Source organism: Pseudomonas sp. E1BtOHC1 (assembly GCF_058744285.1).
The window spans coordinates 4,035,185-4,052,772 of the sequence record NZ_CP196023.1 but is presented as its reverse complement, the minus strand read 5'-3'; the positions used below and the strand labels follow the sequence as shown (position 1 = coordinate 4,052,772).

Annotated in this window: 15 protein-coding genes and 1 pseudogene; 4 read left to right on the top strand and 12 right to left on the bottom strand. The window is 59.3% G+C overall.

The features are described 5' to 3' along the window. Nucleotides 1-111 precede the first annotated feature (111 nt). Both pgm and ACSSVC_RS18405 read right to left on the bottom strand, forming a co-directional pair. Nucleotides 112-1,758, bottom strand: coding sequence for a phosphoglucomutase (alpha-D-glucose-1,6-bisphosphate-dependent) (pgm, locus tag ACSSVC_RS18410; RefSeq protein ID WP_346632842.1), 1,647 nt, complete (start codon nt 1,756-1,758; stop codon nt 112-114). Between the two features lie 253 nt (nt 1,759-2,011). Beyond that, nucleotides 2,012-3,034, bottom strand: coding sequence for a zinc-dependent alcohol dehydrogenase family protein (locus ACSSVC_RS18405; protein WP_346632841.1), 1,023 nt, complete (start codon nt 3,032-3,034; stop codon nt 2,012-2,014). Between the two features lie 269 nt (nt 3,035-3,303). Here ACSSVC_RS18405 and ACSSVC_RS18400 point away from each other — a divergent pair, with 269 nt between their 5' ends. Continuing rightward, a complete protein-coding gene (locus tag ACSSVC_RS18400; protein ID WP_060839124.1) occupies nt 3,304-4,218 on the top strand; it encodes a LysR family transcriptional regulator in 915 nt (304 codons plus the stop codon). A 169-nt stretch (nt 4,219-4,387) separates the two neighbouring features. On the opposite strand, the gene ACSSVC_RS18395 is transcribed toward ACSSVC_RS18400, so the two are convergent. Continuing rightward, nucleotides 4,388-5,458 carry an SDR family oxidoreductase gene (locus ACSSVC_RS18395; RefSeq protein ID WP_346632840.1) on the bottom strand — a complete coding sequence of 357 codons (1,071 nt, stop codon included), beginning with the start codon at nt 5,456-5,458 and terminating at the stop codon, nt 4,388-4,390. A gap of 73 nt (nt 5,459-5,531) precedes the next feature. On the opposite strand from ACSSVC_RS18395, the gene ACSSVC_RS18390 reads away from it, so the two are divergent. Next, nucleotides 5,532-5,921, top strand: a complete 390-nt coding sequence (locus tag ACSSVC_RS18390) for a MerR family transcriptional regulator (protein WP_492611135.1) — start codon at nt 5,532-5,534, stop codon at nt 5,919-5,921. 25 nt (nt 5,922-5,946) lie between these two features. On the opposite strand, the gene ACSSVC_RS18385 is transcribed toward ACSSVC_RS18390, so the two are convergent. From ACSSVC_RS18385 to ACSSVC_RS18370, 4 genes are all read right to left on the bottom strand, one after another. Further along, nucleotides 5,947-6,318 carry a DUF4156 domain-containing protein gene (locus tag ACSSVC_RS18385; protein ID WP_492611134.1) on the bottom strand — a complete coding sequence of 124 codons (372 nt, stop codon included), beginning with the start codon at nt 6,316-6,318 and terminating at the stop codon, nt 5,947-5,949. 235 nt (nt 6,319-6,553) lie between these two features. Further along, nucleotides 6,554-7,552 carry a LacI family DNA-binding transcriptional regulator gene (locus ACSSVC_RS18380; protein ID WP_346632837.1) on the bottom strand — a complete coding sequence of 333 codons (999 nt, stop codon included), beginning with the start codon at nt 7,550-7,552 and terminating at the stop codon, nt 6,554-6,556. A 102-nt stretch (nt 7,553-7,654) separates the two neighbouring features. Next, nucleotides 7,655-9,130 (bottom strand): glycoside hydrolase family 32 protein, encoded by a 1,476-nt coding sequence (locus ACSSVC_RS18375; protein WP_346632836.1) that lies wholly within the window; start codon nt 9,128-9,130, stop codon nt 7,655-7,657. Between the two features lie 13 nt (nt 9,131-9,143). Next, nucleotides 9,144-10,433 carry an MFS transporter gene (locus ACSSVC_RS18370; protein ID WP_492611133.1) on the bottom strand — a complete coding sequence of 430 codons (1,290 nt, stop codon included), beginning with the start codon at nt 10,431-10,433 and terminating at the stop codon, nt 9,144-9,146. A 207-nt stretch (nt 10,434-10,640) separates the two neighbouring features. Between ACSSVC_RS18370 and ACSSVC_RS18365 the strand changes: the two genes are divergently transcribed. After that, nucleotides 10,641-12,254: a carbohydrate porin gene (locus tag ACSSVC_RS18365; protein WP_492611132.1), complete on the top strand. Its 1,614-nt coding sequence runs from the start codon at nt 10,641-10,643 to the stop codon at nt 12,252-12,254. A gap of 103 nt (nt 12,255-12,357) precedes the next feature. On the opposite strand, the pseudogene ACSSVC_RS18360 reads toward ACSSVC_RS18365, so the two are convergent. Next, nucleotides 12,358-12,673 (bottom strand): annotated as a pseudogene (locus ACSSVC_RS18360) (transposase); the annotation flags it as partial. Between the two features lie 68 nt (nt 12,674-12,741). Beyond that, nucleotides 12,742-13,530, bottom strand: a complete 789-nt coding sequence (locus tag ACSSVC_RS18355) for an APH(3') family aminoglycoside O-phosphotransferase (RefSeq protein WP_346632833.1) — start codon at nt 13,528-13,530, stop codon at nt 12,742-12,744. A 147-nt stretch (nt 13,531-13,677) separates the two neighbouring features. Between ACSSVC_RS18355 and ACSSVC_RS18350 the strand changes: the two genes are divergently transcribed. Beyond that, complete coding sequence (locus tag ACSSVC_RS18350) at nt 13,678-14,337, top strand: HD domain-containing protein (protein WP_346632832.1); 660 nt, start codon at nt 13,678-13,680, stop codon at nt 14,335-14,337. 204 nt (nt 14,338-14,541) lie between these two features. On the opposite strand, the gene ACSSVC_RS18345 is transcribed toward ACSSVC_RS18350, so the two are convergent. The 3 genes from ACSSVC_RS18345 to ACSSVC_RS18335 are packed head-to-tail and all read right to left on the bottom strand — an operon-like array spanning nt 14,542 to nt 17,576. Next, nucleotides 14,542-15,351: a 4'-phosphopantetheinyl transferase family protein gene (locus ACSSVC_RS18345; protein ID WP_492611131.1), complete on the bottom strand. Its 810-nt coding sequence runs from the start codon at nt 15,349-15,351 to the stop codon at nt 14,542-14,544. Continuing rightward, complete coding sequence (locus tag ACSSVC_RS18340; protein ID WP_346632830.1) at nt 15,348-16,103, bottom strand: metallophosphoesterase; 756 nt, start codon at nt 16,101-16,103, stop codon at nt 15,348-15,350. Before ACSSVC_RS18340 ends, ACSSVC_RS18345 begins: the two co-directional genes overlap by 4 nt. 57 nt (nt 16,104-16,160) lie before the next feature. After that, a complete protein-coding gene (locus ACSSVC_RS18335) occupies nt 16,161-17,576 on the bottom strand; it encodes a cytochrome P450 (RefSeq protein ID WP_492611130.1) in 1,416 nt (471 codons plus the stop codon). Nucleotides 17,577-17,588 lie beyond the last annotated feature (12 nt).

The window sequence follows — 17,588 nt, the reverse complement described above, 5'->3', positions numbered from 1 at the left end:
ACAAAGACCGCGCAATGAACAACGACCGTAGGAGCTGGCTTGCCAGCGAAAGCGTCCGCAAGACCTGTATCCGTCTCAAGGACCTTTTCGCCGGCCCGCCGGCTACGCGGATCAGTTGCCGCTGATGGCGGCGTCCACCAGGGTCTGGGCTTCCTGCACCAGTTGCTTGAGGTGGTCGTCACCGATGAAGCTTTCAGCGTAGATCTTGTAGATGTCCTCGGTGCCGGACGGACGTGCGGCGAACCAGCCGTTCTCAGTCATGACTTTCAGGCCGCCGATGGCCTGGTCGTTACCCGGGGCCTGGCTGAGGATCTGCTGGATCGGCTCGCCGGCCAATTGGGTCGAGGTCACTTGTTGCGGCGAAAGCTTGCTGAGCAAGGCCTTCTGCTGCGGATTGGCCTTGGCGTCGACCCGTACCGAGAACGGTTCGCCCAGCTCGTCGCACAGCGCGCGGTAAGCCTGGCTCGGATCGCGGCCGGTGCGGGCAGTCATTTCAGCAGCCAGCAGCGACGGGATCAGGCCGTCCTTGTCGGTGCACCAGACGCCGCCGTCCTTGCGCAGGAAGGAAGCACCGGCACTTTCTTCGCCGCCAAAGCCCAGGGAACCGTCAAACAGGCCATCGGCAAACCATTTGAAGCCAACCGGCACTTCGTACAGGCGTCGGCCCAGGCGCGCCGCCACCCGATCGATCAAGCCACTGCTGACCACGGTCTTGCCCACGGCGGCATCGGCCCGCCATTGCGGACGGTTCTGGAACAGATAGTCGATGGACACCGCCAGGTAGTTGTTCGGTGCCAGCAGGCCGCCGCTTGGGGTCACGATGCCGTGGCGATCGTGATCGGGGTCGCAGGCGAAGGCCACGTCAAAGCGCTCTTTCAGGCCGATCAGCCCTTGCATGGCGTAGCTGGAGGATGGGTCCATGCGAATCTGCCCGTCCCAGTCCACCGACATGAAACGGAAGGTGGCGTCCACCTGCTTGTTCACCACTTCCAGGTCGAGGCGGTAGTGCTCGGCGATCGCCGACCAGTAGCGCACCCCTGCTCCACCCAGTGGGTCTACGCCCAGGCGCAGCTTGGCGTTGCGGATCGCATCCAGGTCGATGACGTTGATCAGGTCGGCGACATAGGTGTTGAGGTAGTCGTGGTGATGGGTGGTGTCGGCCTTCAGCGCTTGCTCGTAGCTGATGCGCTTGACCCCGGCGAGCTTGGCCGCCAGCAGTTCGTTGGCCTTGGCTTCGATCCACTTGGTGATGTGGGTGTCGGCCGGGCCGCCATTGGTGGGGTTGTACTTGTAGCCGCCGCTTTGTGGCGGGTTGTGGGACGGGGTGATGACGATCCCGTCCGCCAGGCCCGAGGTGCGGCCGCGGTTGTAGCAGAGGATGGCATGGGACACCGCCGGGGTCGGGGTGTACTCGTCACCGGCAGCAATCATCACGGTCACGCCGTTGGCCGCCAGGACTTCCAGGGCACTGGCCCCGGCTGGGGTCGACAGGGCGTGGGTATCGATGCCAACGAACAGCGGGCCAGTGATGCCCTGGGCTTCGCGGTACAGGCAGATTGCCTGGCTGATGGCCAGGACATGCCACTCATTGAAACTCAGATCGAACGAGCTGCCGCGGTGCCCGGAGGTACCAAAAGCCACTCGCTGGGTGGACACCGATGCATCGGGTTGACCGGTGTAATACGCCGTAACCAGTCGCGGGATATCGACCAGCAACTCAACGGGTGCCGGCTTGCCCGCAAAAGGACTGAGAGTCATGCAAAACCTCTGAAAAAGGATGGTTCGGGAATGGAGCGCAGTTTACTGGCAGTTTGACCACGGCGCGATGAAATCTATCCCGGCACAACAGCGCCTTTTCGAGCTGACTCATGCAGGAGTTGGCTGGTGTAGGAGCTGGCTTGCCAGCGAAGGCGTCTGCATGAGCAGCGCATGGCTTGGCGACCTCTTCGCCGACAAGCCGGTTCCTACTGGCCAGATGCAAAAACGCCAGGCTAAGCCTGGCGTTGGGGAATCAGGCCGGTTCGACCTGCAGCGCAACCCGTTCGCGACATGGACACTCGTCCATGTAACGGTGCGCCTCGACAAACTCGCTGAAGGGGAAGACCCGGGTCTTCAAGGGCATCAGCACTCGATCCGCAGTCAACTGGTTGATGTCGCGCAGCGCACGCTGCAACGCCACCTGATCCTGAATGATCCCCAACTCCGGCTTGCCGGTGAAGTTGCCGATGCAGTGAACAAAGAACTGGATGTTCTTCTGGAACGCCGCGCAGGCCGGGAACGGAGTCTGGTTGCCGCCTTGCAGGCCGTACAGCACCAGGCTGCCGCGAGGTGCCAGGACATCACCGAGCATCGACATCTGTGGACCGCCCAGGCCGTCGAACACCACATCGACCCCGCGATTGTCGGTGAGCTTGTTGATCTGCATCAGCAGGTCCTGCTCTTCGGTGACAATCACCTTCTCGGCACCGAGGGACAGCAGGTACTCACGCTCTTCAGCGGTCTTGGTAGCGGCAATCACCCGCACACCCAGGGCCTTGCCCAACTGCACAAAAGACGGGCCGGCACAGTGGCTGGCATCGGTGACCAAGGCGAATTGCCCGGGCTTGACCCGTGCCAGGTCGGCGTAGGCGAAATAGGCGATCAACAGCGGCGTGTAGTGCACCGCGGCTTCGATAGGGCTGAGCACATCCGGATAACGGGTCAGCGCCGAGCGTGGCAGGACGATCTGCTCGCCATACACCGGATAGTCATTGGGGCTTTGCGCGGGAAAGCTGGCGACCTTGTCACCGACCGCAAGGTCGTCGACGCCCTCGCCTACAGCCGTGACCACGCCGGCCATTTCATGCCCGAGGCCGGATGGCAGACGCGCATGGGACGACGCCAGGTTCTGCCGCCAGAGCACGTCGTACCAACTGATACCGATGGCTTCGACTCGTACCTGCACTTCGCCTGGCGCAGGCAACGAGGCCGCATGCTCTTCGCATTTGAGCACCTCGGCCGGTCCAAACTTGTGAAAACGAATCGTGCGGGACATCGCAAACCTCGTCAAATTAACCTCTAATGCCACGAACTTTATCCGGGCTTTGAAAGCAAGACTATCAGTGCCTATTAATAGTCGACATGTCTGTCATTGATTCCGTGCCCTTGAAAATCAGGGCGGACAGCGTGCCAGGCCCCAGCCTGACTACAAACAAACAACATTTAGCCGATGCAGAGTACCAGCCTTTACCCGTAAGATTCACGCCGGCCATTGTTCCGATATGGCCGCTCCCGTCAAGTTCGCTGACTCTGCCAGGACTCCAGATGAATCGTAATGACCTGCGTCGTGTCGACCTGAATCTGTTGATCGTGTTCGAAACACTGATGCACGAACGCAGTGTGACTCGCGCCGCTGAGAAGCTGTTTCTCGGCCAACCGGCCATCAGTGCCGCCCTGTCACGGCTGCGCAACTTGTTCGACGACCCGCTCTTCGTACGCACCGGCCGTAGCATGGAGCCGTCGGCCCGGGCAGTGGAAATCTTCGCCCTGCTCTCACCGGCCCTGGACTCGATCTCCACCGCCGTCAGCCGCGCCGCCGAGTTCGACCCTGCTACCAGCACCACAGTGTTCCGCATTGGCCTGTCCGACGACGTGGAGTTCGCCCTGCTGCCGATGCTGCTCAAGCGCCTGCGGGCCGAAGCCCCAGGCATCGTGCTGGTGGTGCGTCGGGCCAACTACCTGTTGATGCCGTCGCTGCTGGCCTCCGGCGAGATTTCCATCGGCGTCAGCTACACCGCCGACCTGCCGGCCAACGCCAAGCGCAAGGTGCTGCGCCGCAGCCTACCCAAACTGCTGCGTGCCGACACCGTACCCGGCGCCCTCAGCCTGGACGACTTCTGCGCCCGGCCCCACGCCCTGGTGTCGTTCGCCGGGGACCTGAGCGGTTTCATCGATGAAGAACTGGAGAAGCTCGGACGCAAACGCCACGTAGTGCTCGCCGTACCGCAGTTCAACGGCCTGAGCACCCTGCTGGCCGGCACCGACATCCTCGCCACCGTGCCCGACTACACCGCCGAGGCCCTGACCGCCGCCGGTGGCGTACGCGCCGAAGACCCGCCGCTGCCGGTGCGCAGTTTTGAACTGCACATGGCCTGGCGTGGTTCACAGGATAACGACCCGGGGGAACGCTGGTTGCGCTCGCGGATTCAGATGTTCTTCGGCGATCCGGACAGTCTTTGATCGACCCTCAAAAAAATTCAATAAATTATTTTAAAAACAATAACCTACCGAATAATTTTACTCCCTGACCGTCCGTCAAATTCCGCTGGTTTGAGAGATGTTTGGAGCATGAGTGGGGGCAAACTCTAGCTTCTTGGAAGGGATGCCCCCAAAGGAGAAGTCAGCGGACCTAGCCCTTGGCTATGTAATATGAGTTGACGAACTTTGCCGTGTGTTGCACGGACTGACGTATATCCGGCTTGGCTAATCCATGCCTGTTGGCAAATTGCTCAACCGCCGCCGTGTCAAAACGAGTGGTCTGGATAAAGTCCAAGGCTTCGGGTTTGGTATTCATAAAGCGCGCGACGAGAGGAATGCTCAGTAGCAACTTCAGCAATCGAAGCGAAATGTGATGCCTGGGAGGCTTTAAGCCCAAAGGCTGTGCCACCTGTACCAGGAGTTCTCGCAAGTTGGGCGTTTGCTCATCCAGCGCCAGCAGTTCCTGGCCCGCCATGGCAGGATCAAAAGCACACACCGCCGTCAGCTCAACCAGGTAATCCACAGTGACCAGTGGCAGCCAGTGCTTGGCGGTACCGGGTACTGCAGTCAGCTTTCCCTGCACCAGGTTGCGTATCAGCTCCACCAGCGGCTGGCCGTCAAGGATATGCCCCGTGCGGCTGTGGCCACACACTGTCGAGGGGTGGACAACGGTAATCTCCCCGCCCTTGGCGGACATGAGCTCCAGGGTCGCAAAATGCGCCTCCAGCTTGCTCGCCTCGTAACCACCGACACGCCGGTAGACGGCTGGCCAATCTGTCCGCTCCGGATAACGAGGATCAATTCCGATGCGTTGCAGATGTTGATGATTTTTCAGCATGTAGCCGCCGATCATCACCAAGCGGCTGTTTTGCTCAGCCGCCAACAGCGCCACCCGCTTTGCCCCTTCTACGTTCACCGCACGAGACTGCTCCAAGGAAAGCCCCCAGGCGAAGTGGGCGCCTAGGTGGAATACGACGCTGGCGTGCCTTAGCACTTCTCGGTCAGCAGGACTCAGCCCGAGGCTGTCCCGTTCAAGATCGCCAGCTACGGCAAATACCCGGCTTGCGCTCCCTCCCAAATTTTCAACTTGCTCCCGCAACGCAGTTAGTCGCTCTGGGCGACGCATCAACACCCGAACGGTGTGACCTTTTGCACTCAGGTACGCCACCAAATGTTGACCGATGAAGCCGGTTCCCCCTGTGACAAAGCACTCCACGCTCATTTCTCCGCTCCTAGTTAAGGTAAGAAATCAAGCGTAAACTATCGACCCAACTCTACAGTCAAGGGGTGTTTTCATGAAAATCGGCGAACTCGAGGCCCGCAGCGGCGCCAGCCGCCATACGCTGCGTTACTACGAGCAAATCGGCCTGATCTCACCGCAGCGGCGAAGTAACAACTATCGCGTTTACACGCCACAGACGCTGCAGGATCTGGACTTTATCCAGCGCGCACAAAGCATGGGGTTTTCCCTGGGAGAAATAGGCGAGATTCTGGATGCGCAGCGCAACAAGCTGATCGATTGTGCTGACGGCGCCAAGCTAATTGAAAAGAAGATGGCGCAGATCAAACAGAAAATCGCCAACCTTCAAAGCATTTATCGGTATCTGGATCAAGAGCGTGCAAACCTCGAAGCCAGTGCCGCCAAGCAACTAGAGCTTCAGCAACTGAGCAACTCTTCCAACTGATCTGTTAGAGAGAATCCCGGGCGACTCAACGTTCTGGACAGTGATAGACATTGCCTGAAAGAGTCACGTTGGTTTGCTCCAATCGATTATCCGAGCCGGTTTGCCCTGCGCGCTGAGTGAGAAGATAAACCCTGTTACCCCCCATTGCCGCTGCTTTGTTTTTGAGGTCATTGCGCGCCCCGGTCTCCAGATCGGCATTACCAGTGATACTGCCCAATAAAAAGTTGCCCTGACTACCCGTGACATCACCCAGGAACTGGCACTCTCGCCCCGGTTCATTGTGGGTGATGCGCACGTTGTTGGCGCCCGGTCCGACAACGGAGGTGGGCGCGCAACCCATCAGGCCAAACAGCGACGCGCACAGACCAATGCCCGCGAGAGTATGGGGGAGATACATCTACATGATTCCTTTCGTACGATGAGAGCGATGCCCTTAAGGGATAAACTGTCAGGGCGGTAGGGCGCGCAGTATCAAGCTTTAGTCAAACTGCAGGTGTATTAATCAGTAAATGTATGGTCTAAAAATGTAAAAACTGGCCCACAGACGTCTTATCAAGAGCCTGGCAACGACTCGCCACCAGCAACTTAACCAAGCACCATCTAGTGACTTGCCAATCTACCTGCATAGTTTGCTAACAGGACTCACGTTCAACCAAGGGGCATTCCACCCGCTGAATCCCGGGTTCGCTCCTGCGTTCAATGATGTATTGGGCAGAGCGTCGTCCCATTTCGTAATATGGCAACTGCACAGTACTGAGCGGCGGGTAGAACAGCTCTGCAACACCGATCATGTTGTCATACCCCAGAACCGCCACTTGGTTTGGAATACGCAGACCACGACTTAGCAAGTACTGGTAAGCCACCAAAGCGATACGGTCGTTACCACAGATAAGAAGATCGAACGCTGGCGTTCCTTGCGACTCTCGCAATTGCCCCTCCAGCACAGCAATCGTTTCCTGATAGGCGTCATCCTGCGACAGGCTGTATTGAGGAACATCGGCCACGGATATTCCGGCCTCGACAAGGGCGCGACACAAGCCCAGCTGGCGCTGCTCCCAGGCCAGACTGGTTTGCGGCAGGTTGATACACAGCGGACTCCGGTAGCCGCGTTTGAGCGCGTGTTGCACCGCTTGATACTGGCCGTCTGCATCGTCAGGCACATAACAGGCCACCCCGGGGTCCAGGCTCATGCAGTTGCTCAGCACCAGCGGCAGGCTGCGCAACACCGTGGGGATCTCCACGGTGCGCAACTGCATGGCGCTGAAGATGATTCCGTCAGGCTGGTGGGACAGCATCAGGTCGATGGTCTGCTGGCTCGGCGGCACTTCGAACACGTTGAGGATGAAGACATTCCAGCCGTGTTCCCGGGCGGTGCGCTCCATGGACAGGAGCATTTCCACAGCGAAGGGCGTAGTGGCGGTATCCAACGCGAAGACGCCAATGGTCTTGCCACGGGAGGCGCCGCCGCGGATCTTTCGGGCAGAAAGGCTGGGGACATAACCCAGGGTCTCAACCGCTTGCAGAACTTTCGCCAGGGTTTCCTGATTGACCTTTTCCGGGGTATTGAGCGCCCTGGACACCGTCATGAAGGAAACCCCTGCGAGGCGCGCGACATCTTTAACTGAGGCCATTCGCAGGTGCCAATGCTTGTATGGCCGGGCATCATGTCATGCTTGGCAAAAGCATGACAACACGCCACCGGACGCCGCGCCAACCGTAGCCAATCACCGGGGTCAGAGGCGCAGATCGGCCAGGTGCCAGACCGACGCGTCACCAAACCCACCGCAGCCATTGACCGCAAACGCCCTGACCGCCTGACTGTCGGAGCGAGGATAGATCCGACTGCTCAAGCTATAGGCGCCGTCATCGACAAACACCTCGATGGAGGAGCGATCCAGAAAAATCCGCAAGTCTATCCGGGTTTGGCCCTTGGCTATCGGCACGCTGCGCGCACCGCTGACACCCGCTCCCGAGTGTTGCCTGTCCAGCACCAGACGGCGCGCCATTGCATCGAAGTACACCAGGGTCCGCTCTTGCTGATCCTCACTGCAACGCAGCGCCAGCCCAAAACGCTCAGCCGTGCTGCCAGCCAGATCCAGGGTCAGTTCCAATTCCAACAGCGTACCTCGCTCATCGAGTAGGCAACTGCCGGATTCGACCACGCCGATCGCCAGTGTCCGGTGTGACTGGCGTAGCGCCGTCAGTTCGCGGGCCGGCCGCATGCGTAGCCGTTCGCCATTGCGGCTCAGTTCACGAGGCAGCGTCAGCGCACCACACCAGTGTTGCGCCTGACTCGGCATCGGGCTCTCCCACATGTCCATCCAGGCCCACAACAGGCGGCGCCCGTCCGGCGCCAGCAAGGTCTGCGCCGCATAGAAATCGTGACCATGATCCAGTTCACGCAGCTCACCGCACTCGCTGAAGTACCCGCGATCGTCCAGCAGGCCCATCCGATAGCTGTTCTGGAATTTGTTCCAGTTGTCATAACCGCTGGGCTTCAGGCCTTGAGGCGAATAGAGAAACACATCGTTGCCATCCAGTTCGAACAGGTCAGGACATTCCCACATATAGCCGTCCGACTCGCGTCGCCCCTGCAGTGCGCACCTGAGGTACGTCCAGTGATACAGGTCGTCGGAGCGATAGAGCAGGAGCTGGGGGTCGTCGCCTTGACGAGCGCCAAGGGCCATCCACCACTGCTCTGCTCGCCGCCATACCTTGGGGTCGCGAAAATGCATGATGCCCGGCTCCGGCGCCGCATCGATCACCGGCCCGTGCTTATTGAACACAACCCCATCGGTGCTGCTGGCCAAGCACTGGACCTGACGAATGCTCCGCTCGTCACCCGGCGCACCCAGCCAGGTATGCCCGGTGTAGATCAGATACAGCCTGTCGTCCGCGACCGCCGCAGACCCTGAAAAGCAGCCGTCGCGGTCATAGTCCTCGCCAGGCGCCAACGCGATGGGCAGATGCTCCCAGTGCACCAGATCGCGGCTCTTGGCATGCCCCCAGTGCATCGGTCCCCACTGCGCCGAATAGGGATGATGCTGGTAGAACACATGGTACTCGCCGCGAAAATAAACCAGACCGTTGGGGTCATTCATCCACCCTGCCGGCGGCGCGAGATGATAGGCAAGGCGATAGTCATTACCCCGCCCAGGCAGCTTTTTTTCGATAGCGCGATGCGCTTGCTCTAACAGTGCAGCGTGCATGGCTGGTTCCTGTCTAGGGTTCATAACGAGGGGCAGATTGCGCGATGGCGGGGAGTTCCCGCGAATCGCCAGCCCCGACTTGAGAGGCGTCACGCACAGGGTCCTTGCGCAACAAGCTCCATGAAAGCAGCAGGCAGGCGCCGACCAGGCCGGCCATCAGCACGTAGACGCTGGAGAAACCGAAATGGTCGTAGCCGTAGCCCACCAGCGGTGATAGCAGCATGGCGGTCAATTGCTGGGCGAACTGGAATCCCACCAGGTAGATCGAGGCGGACAGTCGAGAGTCGAAGTTGAGCGAAATGTATTTGAATATCGAGACCAGCAAGATCGGCACCTCCAAGGCGTGCAACATCTTGCAGGCGGCGATCGCCCAGGCCTCCGTTGCCAGCCCGGAGCCAAGGATGCGTACGAACATGATGCTGCCGGCCAGGATCAGCCCGTATTTGGCGCCTGTGCGGCTGACCACCCAGGGTGCAAACAGCATCAGGACCGCCTCGACAAGCACCTGAGACGAGTTCAGGTAGCCATAGGCGCGGGTCCCCTCCTCCGGGGTCGGGAAAAACGAGGAGAAATACACCGGAAACTGTTGCTCGTAGATCATGTAGATCCCGCACACCCCCGTCAGGTAAAGGCTGAACGCCCAGAATCGCGGGAGGGCCAGCAACTTCCAGAGATCGTTCAGGCGCACGGGTTGGGCAGCTGTGTCAGCTTGAGCCGCCGGCTGGCTCAACCGGTCAAGGTCCAGACGGAACAGGATCACCAGGAACACGATGCCGGCGGCGCTGCTCATGTAAAACGCAATGTCAGGATCAATGTTGAACACCACGCCAACCGCGCCTGTCGCACTGGCCCAGCCCAACGACCCCCACATTCTGGTGGTGCCAAACTCGAATCCAGCATGACGTGACAAGCGCTCCGTGTAGGACTCGATCACCCCCACGCCTGCCAGCATCGCCAGCGCCAGGAATGCCGCACCGACCAACGCGCCGAGCACCACGTTCTGCGCCAACAGGCCGGCGTAGACATAAATTGCAAACGGGGCTGCGGCACACAGCAGGATGCCGATCCATACCAGAAGTTTTTTGGACAACCCGAGGCGGTCTTGAAGAGCGCCGTAGAAGGGCTGAACCAGCAGTGCCGCAATGGCGTTGGCGGCGAAAATGAAGCCGGTTTCCGTACCATTCAAGCCAATGACTCGGTGCAGCCAGATAGAGAACAGCGAATAGCTCGATGACCACGAGAAGAAGAAGAAAAACAACAAACCACTGATAAGCCAGTACTCGCGTTTGGCGGCAATCTGCATGTGACGACCCTCTTGTTTTTATTTAGGTTAACGTTAACATCGCAACACATTACGCGTCTTCAAACGCCTCGCTGTCAAGTGGAGTCCGCTGCAAAAAGGCGCTCAACGCGCCCTGCATGACCCGCAGAAGGTCCCTGCCCGACTGAAGCCCGCGAGCCGTTCGAAAGATGTCTGCAATGCCCGAATACAAAAACAAGAGGGTTAACTATGCGTTCTGCGGTGTGCCGGCCCTGGGCTGGCTTTTCTCTGTTCGTGCTGTCCACTCAACTGTTCGCCGCACCCGCGCAAAGCATCGAGGAGCGTCTGGCCAGGCTCGAAGCCCGGACCTCCTCCGCCGAAGCGCGTGCCTCAGCGGCCGAAGCCGACGCGGCGCGGTTGCGCCGGGAAGTCCAACTGCTCAACCAGCAAGTCGTCGGCCGGCTGCCCGCGCCTGCAGAAAATGCCCTCGACCAACGCGTAGCGCGGATAGAGGCCACTCAGCAGGCCTTGGCAAGCGCGGCCCCGGCGACCGCGCCTCCAGCCAAGGCGAGCGAACGGTTGAGCGATGGCTTCACCTTTGGCGCCTACGCCCGCTCCGGCATCATGAGCAATGGATCAGGCGCCGGTCGTGGCGGCCCCTATGTGACCCCTGCCGGCTCGGTGGGGGGTGCGGTCGGCCGTTTGGGCAATGAAGTCGATACCTACATGGAGGCCAAGTTCGCCAAGGAAAGCCAGGCCGACAACGGCACACGTGCCAAGTACCTGCTGATGCTCGCCGACGGCCTGGAGACGCCCAATGACTGGACCGCGGCGCAAAGCCAGCTCAATGTGCGCCAGGCCTACACCGAACTGAGCCACCTGGCCTCGTTCCAGGACAGCCCGCTGCTGCGCAATACCACACTATGGGCAGGCAAGCGCTTTGATCGGGACAATTACGACCTGCATTGGCTCGACAGAGGGATCGTGTTCCTGGCCGGCACTGGCGGCGGCATCTACGACCTGCAACTGACCCCAGACTGGCGCCTCAACGCATCAGTGATGAGCCGCTCCTACGGAGACTTCGGCACCGAGGAAAACAAGGATATCCGCAGCTATGTCGCGACCCTGAATCAATTCTTCGACCAGGGCCGCTGGCAGGTCATGCTCAATGGCATCTCATCAGGCCAGAACGATGCCAACCTGGACTCCGGGAACAGAGCAGAACCCGAGCGCAAGAGCCGATTGAACAAGTCCGGCTTCAGCCCCGCCACGGGTGGGGGCCATGGCCTGCTCGCCTACCATAGGCCCGATTTCTTCGGCCATGAGGGCTACGCCAAGGCGGTACTGCTGTATGGCCAGGGCCTGGGGGCGGAGGTCAACAACATCGGTGCCGATGGCGACTTGCTGGACCAGGCCAGGACCTTGCGCCTGGCGTTCTATGGCCATACGCGCCTCAATCAGGACTGGCGCATCGCCCCGGCCTTGATCGCCGAGCAGAGCAAGGATCGTTATGTTCCCGGCGACGACTATCGCTACATGACATTCAACGTGCGCCTGGCCAACGAACTGAGCAGCAACTTCGAGATGCAATATGAACTGAGCTGGCAGACCATGGACCTCGACGCCCGGGGCTACGATGGCCGCCAGGCGGCCAAGGGCGATTATTGGAAACTCACCCTCGCCCCGACCTTCAAGGCCCAGACCGGTGATTTCTTCATTCGCCCGGAACTGCGCCTGTTCGCCACCTACATGAACTGGTCCAGAGACCTGGACAACTTCAGTGCAACAGACGATTTCGGCCAGAAGGGCTTCAAGTCCGGTGGCGACTGGCAACTAGGTGTACAGATGGAAACATGGTTTTAGAGGCACGGGTGCCTATAGCTAATCTCGCCAATACGTCTGCGTCCAACCGGGTCTTCCCGTACAGCCATAACCTCCACGGGGCGTCCTGTTTCACAGCGAGCAAGGTAGCCAATATGGCCGTCGTAGCTTCCGTCAGCGGCTCTGGCGCTATCAGACCTTGCTCGTTGAGCCTGATATGCAGGCGCTTGAGCATTTGGTCAAACGTGCCTCGATTTCGCCAGTCGCGAAAGCGCTGATAAACCGTCGACCAAGGGCCAAAACGTTCGGGCATATCGCGCCATGCGGCACCTGAGCAGAGCACCCACAAGATGCCGTTGAGCATCAGTCGGTCATCGTGTCGTGGACGTCCCGTTATCCTGGGTGATGAGATCTTCGATCATTTCCCAAAATGAATCGCTGAGTTTGTATCGCTTGGTTATCAGGGGCTCCTGCTGTTGATGGCGGCGATTTTACCCATTTTGGTGTTTCAAGGATTTTCGTTCAAAACCTAGAACAACTCATCCAACTGCTCGAAAAATATACGCTTCGCAGACTGGTCGGGCTCGCCAAGCCCCCGAAGAAGGTCGTTTGCTGCATTGTCCGAAACATCTTCGCGCAGGTTTCGATGAGCAAACGCAATGTCCAGCCAGCGATCCGCGATACCGCCACGCCCCAGATCGATGAAATGCAACTGGTCATGGGCGTCGACGAAAACATTGGTGTCACATAGGTCGCCATGACTGAACGCCTTCTCCTCGACCGGTCGTGTGGCGTGCAGGTGGGCCAGCAATTTCCTGGGTGTGCCGAGGCTCGGCCATTGCTCCAGGTCGACATCATCAGCACACAGTTCGCGAGCGATGAGATACCCCAGTTCATTCAGGCGCACCGAAACACTTGAGTCAAACGGGCAATTAGTGATCGGCACAGCCTGCAGTTGCCGCAGTGCTTCGCGCAACAGCGCCAACATTGCGCCCTGATCGTCGCAGCGTGCTTGTATCGGTTCTCCAGGCACACAACGCGTGATCATGAACTCCCCTGCATCGCTTTCGGCAACGACTGCAACCTCGGGAACGCTCAGCCGGCCATCCAGCCATTGCAGCACGCGAGCTTCACGTAAGACGCTGTAGGTCGTGGGCGTATAGACCGCTGCGCAGGTTTTAAGGAAAAAACGTTCATTGCCTCGGGTGAAGCCGTAAACGCTGGCGGGAGACTCGCCCACCTCGTCGGCTACGAGTTGATTACTACCAATAAATTGGGCAATGGCGACGGGTAACTCGAAAGGAGTCCGCAATGACATGTACTCGGAACGGTGGATACAAGGTGAATACGTAGACCGGTTTACAGTGAACCGGAAGCCGTCGCTATGAAATAATATTTCGAAATTTTTCGTACAGAGCCTAATAATCGCCTTCAGGTTTCATTCTCCTCACAAAGACGACTAAACATGATTGATGCCCCATTTTTTCCCTTTCAAAGCCTGGCCAGGGATCTGTTACAGCATCTTCCCGAAGACAACGGCGATGGTTCCCACGATCTTTCCCACATCCATCGTGTGTGGATTAACGCCAGAGCCATTCAGAAAATCGAAGGTGGGGATCTGGAAACGCTTTTGGCGGCCACCCTCTTGCATGACTGCGTCGCTGTCGAAAAAAACTCACCACTGCGGGCCAAAGCCTCAACGCTCTCGGCAGATAAAGCCGCCAGTATTTTAGCGGGCCTGGGATGGTCGGAATCAAAGGTGCTGGCTGTAGCTCACGCCGTAAAAACTCACAGTTTTTCCGCAGGATTCGAACCGACCACCCTCGAAGCCAAAATACTCCAGGACAGTGACCGGCTGGATGCCATAGGCATGGTCGGGGTAGCGAGGTGTTTCTATATTGCCGGGCGGATGGGATCGGCCTTGTACGACTTCACCAACCCCCTGGCATTGGATAGGGAGTACCAGGATAAGCGCTTCGCTATCGAGCACTTCCACACCAAGCTGCTCAAGCTGGCCTACGGTTTCCAGACACAGGAAGGCGCGCGCATTGCGGCTAAAAGGCATGAAAGCCTTGAGCACTTTGTAAAAGAATTCATGGCGGAGATTGGATCGCCAGAGTGTTAACTGCGTGATCGATCCGGGTTATTTCATACGCTAGTCACTTTGCTGCAAACGATCTCCACGGCCACAGCATCGGCAACCGATGCTGTGCAAGGGACGTTCGTATGACGCATTGCGCCATAGGCTGTTGCGAAAGCTCAACAGCCCGCTCGCCCCGGATGCCAACAGGATTTGATCGAATACCACCACCATCCAGTATTTTTTTAATCAGCACAGCGCAGAACAATCAGCGGACGTCCGACACATGACCGCCTCCCTTGGTTCATGGCTTAGCCCGGGTATGACCTCGTAGACCCTGACGGCCATCGCGGGCAGGTGTTGCGATGGCGGGCAGCAGCCCAGGGACAGGACAAACGGCCCGCTTTCCCATTGCCAGAAACGCCAGCGTCTGGCTTGAAACAGCGCCAGTGCCTGACAGGAAAAACCAATCTGCCCCGGTGTCGCCAAGTCGAAGCAAAAGCTTTCCAGCGGGATGGACAAGCCTTGGCCACAGGCCTTGATATAGGCCTCCTTCAAGGTCCATAAGGTCAGGAAGGCCGAGGTCTGGTCGGTGGCTGACAGGCTGGCTAGGTAGCGGACTTCGGCGGCCGAAAAAAAACGCTCGGCCAGGTCGGGATCAACCGGCCGCTGGCTCGACTCCACATCGATCCCGACGCTGTTTTCCAGGGTCAGCGCCAACACCACCAAGCCCTCGGTATGAGACAGGTTGAAGGCCATCGGCACAGCAGGTGCGACAATCGCCGGCTTGCCCCAGGCATTGTTGGCAAACCTCCACTGCTGCGGGGCCACCCAGGGTGCGTAGCGCGACAAGGTGGAGCGCAGCAGCGCCCGGGTAATCAGGTACTGATGGCGATGACGCTCGAACCTGAAGCGCGCCATGCGCTCGGTTTCCTCGGCGCTCAACCAGGAGCGATACAACGCCAGCAAGGCCTCGTCGCCGATGTGCTGATCACGGGTGCTGCACACGTGAATTTCACCCGCCCCCAGCCGCAACCCTTGATCATCAAACGCGTTCACAGTGCCCCCAGGTACAACAAGGCCTTGTTGGCGATATGTCGCTCCGATGGATAGCCAAAGGCATTGTTGATGTAGGTCACCCCCTCCAGGGTGACGCTGCGATTGAGGTGGCTGTGTCCGTAAATGTGGGTCTGGGCCCCGAGCCGGCGCACTTGCCGCTCCAGGCGCGCCGAGCCCAGCACCGGGTACAGGTAGCGGTACTGGGCCGGCACGCCGTTGGGCATCAGGTCGATCCTGGGCAGAAAATGGGAAAACGACACGATGCGCCCTGCCCCACGCGTATCGGGCAAACGGTTGAGCTCATCGAAGGTTCGGCTCACCGTCTCGTCGTCATGCCCCTCCCAGTGGCAGGCCTTGAAGTCCATCCAGTTGGCCCGCAACGTCTCGTTGAGCGGCCCGAAGGAATAGTCATACCAGCCCAGCAACGGCACGATCAGGGTGCTGCCCACGCGACAGGCCTGGGTGTGGACACCCGCGTCGCGGCACGCCTGGCTGACCGTGCGGTACTTTTCGAAGGATGAGCTCAGGTCCGAGCGGATCACCCACAGATCATGATTGCCCGGCACGAAACACACATGCCGGAAACGCCTGCTCAACCGCTCAAGGCTGGCCCTGAGCAGGCCTATTTCATCGGCCACGTCCCCCGCCACAATCAAGGTATCGTCGAGATAATCCTCACAAGACAGCTGTTCAAGCCATTTCCAGTTCTCCGGATGGTCGGTATGAAGATCTGAAACGGTAAATAGCCGCATTGAGATACCTGAGTAGACATAAGCACTGGAAACCACTCGCCGGCGCAAGCCGCGGCGTCAGACAAGATCAACTTCGCTGGCAGCAGGCGCCTCTTGCACCACACGGGGGCTGAGGCGGATCTTCAGATTGTCCGGAACCGCCGAGGTGGTGAACACGTCTTTCACTTGATCCTTGTCGATCAGTTCCAGGTCGAAGTACTTGACCAGCATCGCCACCGCCACTTTCAACTCGACGTTGGCCAGCGGCGCGCCGGGACAGGAACGTGGGCCATAACCGAATGGAAACTGCTTTTGCCGCGCCTCTTTCATATCGATCAAGGCGTGCTGTTCATCCAGCCAGCGATAAGGGTTGAACAGCGAGTCCTGCTCCAGGTTCTTCAGGCCGTCGATACGGGTCAGGGCAAAGATCCGGGTGCCCTTCTCCAGCTGGATATCGTCGATGACCGTGTCTTCCAGAGTCTCCACCAACAGTGCGGGCACCGTGGACTTGATCCTGAAGGTTTCCTCGATCACCGCTTCGGTCAGCGGCAAGTCGGCCAGCGCATGATAGTCAAGCTGATGCAGGTCCAGGCGCGCGACTTCGCGGCGCAGCCGGTCCTGCAAGTCCGGGTCCTGGCCCAGGAAAAAGCACAACCAGCTGAGCATCGCCGCGGTGGTGCCCTCACTGCCCAGAATCAGGATCATCATGTTGGCGAACAGCTCATCATCGGTGAGCGCGCTGTCTTCGCTGTCCACGGCTTCGAGCATGCTGTGCAGGACGCAATGGGCACCCATGTCCTCCTGGCGCCGCATGCGCTCCTGAGTGTCCCGGGCGATTCCAATCACCATGCTCTTGAGCTCATGCATGGAACGGTCGAAGCGATGGTCCGACGGCAGCTTGAGCACGCGCCAGTAAGGCACCACCGTCTGCATGCGTCTATTGATGGTGTTGACCACGTCATGGAAGGTTTGCAGCGACTGGCTGTCGTCGTTATCCAGGCTCTTGAGGTCGAAGCCGAACACCAGCAGGCAACTGACATCCACCGAAAAGCGCCGCAGGTCGTCGCGCAGATCCAGCGCTTGCCCCGAACGGGTGCGCAGGCGATCGCGCAACTTGAGCGCGGTACTGGCGATCTGTGGGGTGAACGCCACCAGGCTGCGCTTGGAAAACGCCGGCATGATCAGCCGCCGCTGGCGTTTCCAGGCCTCCCCTTCATCGGTGAACAGGCTGCTGAAACCCACTTCATCGAACAACCTGGCCATCTCTTTCATGCGCCGGAACTGCGAAGGTCGGTGCTTGAGAATATGGCGAACCTGCTCGGGCTTGCTGAACACCACGAAGTGCATATGGGCCAACTGCAGGCGGAACGGCTGGTGATCAAAGTCCCGCGACCACTGCTCCAGTGACAGGTGCAACGCGGTTTTATCCAACTGGTGCAGGTTGCCCAGCAAGGGCAGGCCGCGGCGTTGGGGTAGATCCTTGAGCGTTTTCATATCCATTTACCT

Bases quoted from the DNA above. Each gene is read 5' to 3' on its own strand.
- pgm (WP_346632842.1), bottom strand. From the start codon at position 1,758: ATGACTCTCAGTCCTTTTGCGGGCAAGCCGGCACCCGTTGAGTTGCTG.
- ACSSVC_RS18405 (WP_346632841.1), bottom strand. From the start codon at position 3,034: ATGTCCCGCACGATTCGTTTTCACAAGTTTGGACCGGCCGAGGTGCTC.
- ACSSVC_RS18400 (WP_060839124.1), top strand. From the start codon at position 3,304: ATGAATCGTAATGACCTGCGTCGTGTCGACCTGAATCTGTTGATCGTG.
- ACSSVC_RS18395 (WP_346632840.1), bottom strand. From the start codon at position 5,458: ATGAGCGTGGAGTGCTTTGTCACAGGGGGAACCGGCTTCATCGGTCAA.
- ACSSVC_RS18390 (WP_492611135.1), top strand. From the start codon at position 5,532: ATGAAAATCGGCGAACTCGAGGCCCGCAGCGGCGCCAGCCGCCATACG.
- ACSSVC_RS18385 (WP_492611134.1), bottom strand. From the start codon at position 6,318: ATGTATCTCCCCCATACTCTCGCGGGCATTGGTCTGTGCGCGTCGCTG.
- ACSSVC_RS18380 (WP_346632837.1), bottom strand. From the start codon at position 7,552: ATGGCCTCAGTTAAAGATGTCGCGCGCCTCGCAGGGGTTTCCTTCATG.
- ACSSVC_RS18375 (WP_346632836.1), bottom strand. From the start codon at position 9,130: ATGCACGCTGCACTGTTAGAGCAAGCGCATCGCGCTATCGAAAAAAAG.
- ACSSVC_RS18370 (WP_492611133.1), bottom strand. From the start codon at position 10,433: ATGCAGATTGCCGCCAAACGCGAGTACTGGCTTATCAGTGGTTTGTTG.
- ACSSVC_RS18365 (WP_492611132.1), top strand. From the start codon at position 10,641: ATGCGTTCTGCGGTGTGCCGGCCCTGGGCTGGCTTTTCTCTGTTCGTG.
- ACSSVC_RS18355 (WP_346632833.1), bottom strand. From the start codon at position 13,530: ATGTCATTGCGGACTCCTTTCGAGTTACCCGTCGCCATTGCCCAATTT.
- ACSSVC_RS18350 (WP_346632832.1), top strand. From the start codon at position 13,678: ATGATTGATGCCCCATTTTTTCCCTTTCAAAGCCTGGCCAGGGATCTG.
- ACSSVC_RS18340 (WP_346632830.1), bottom strand. From the start codon at position 16,103: ATGCGGCTATTTACCGTTTCAGATCTTCATACCGACCATCCGGAGAAC.
- ACSSVC_RS18335 (WP_492611130.1), bottom strand. From the start codon at position 17,576: ATGAAAACGCTCAAGGATCTACCCCAACGCCGCGGCCTGCCCTTGCTG.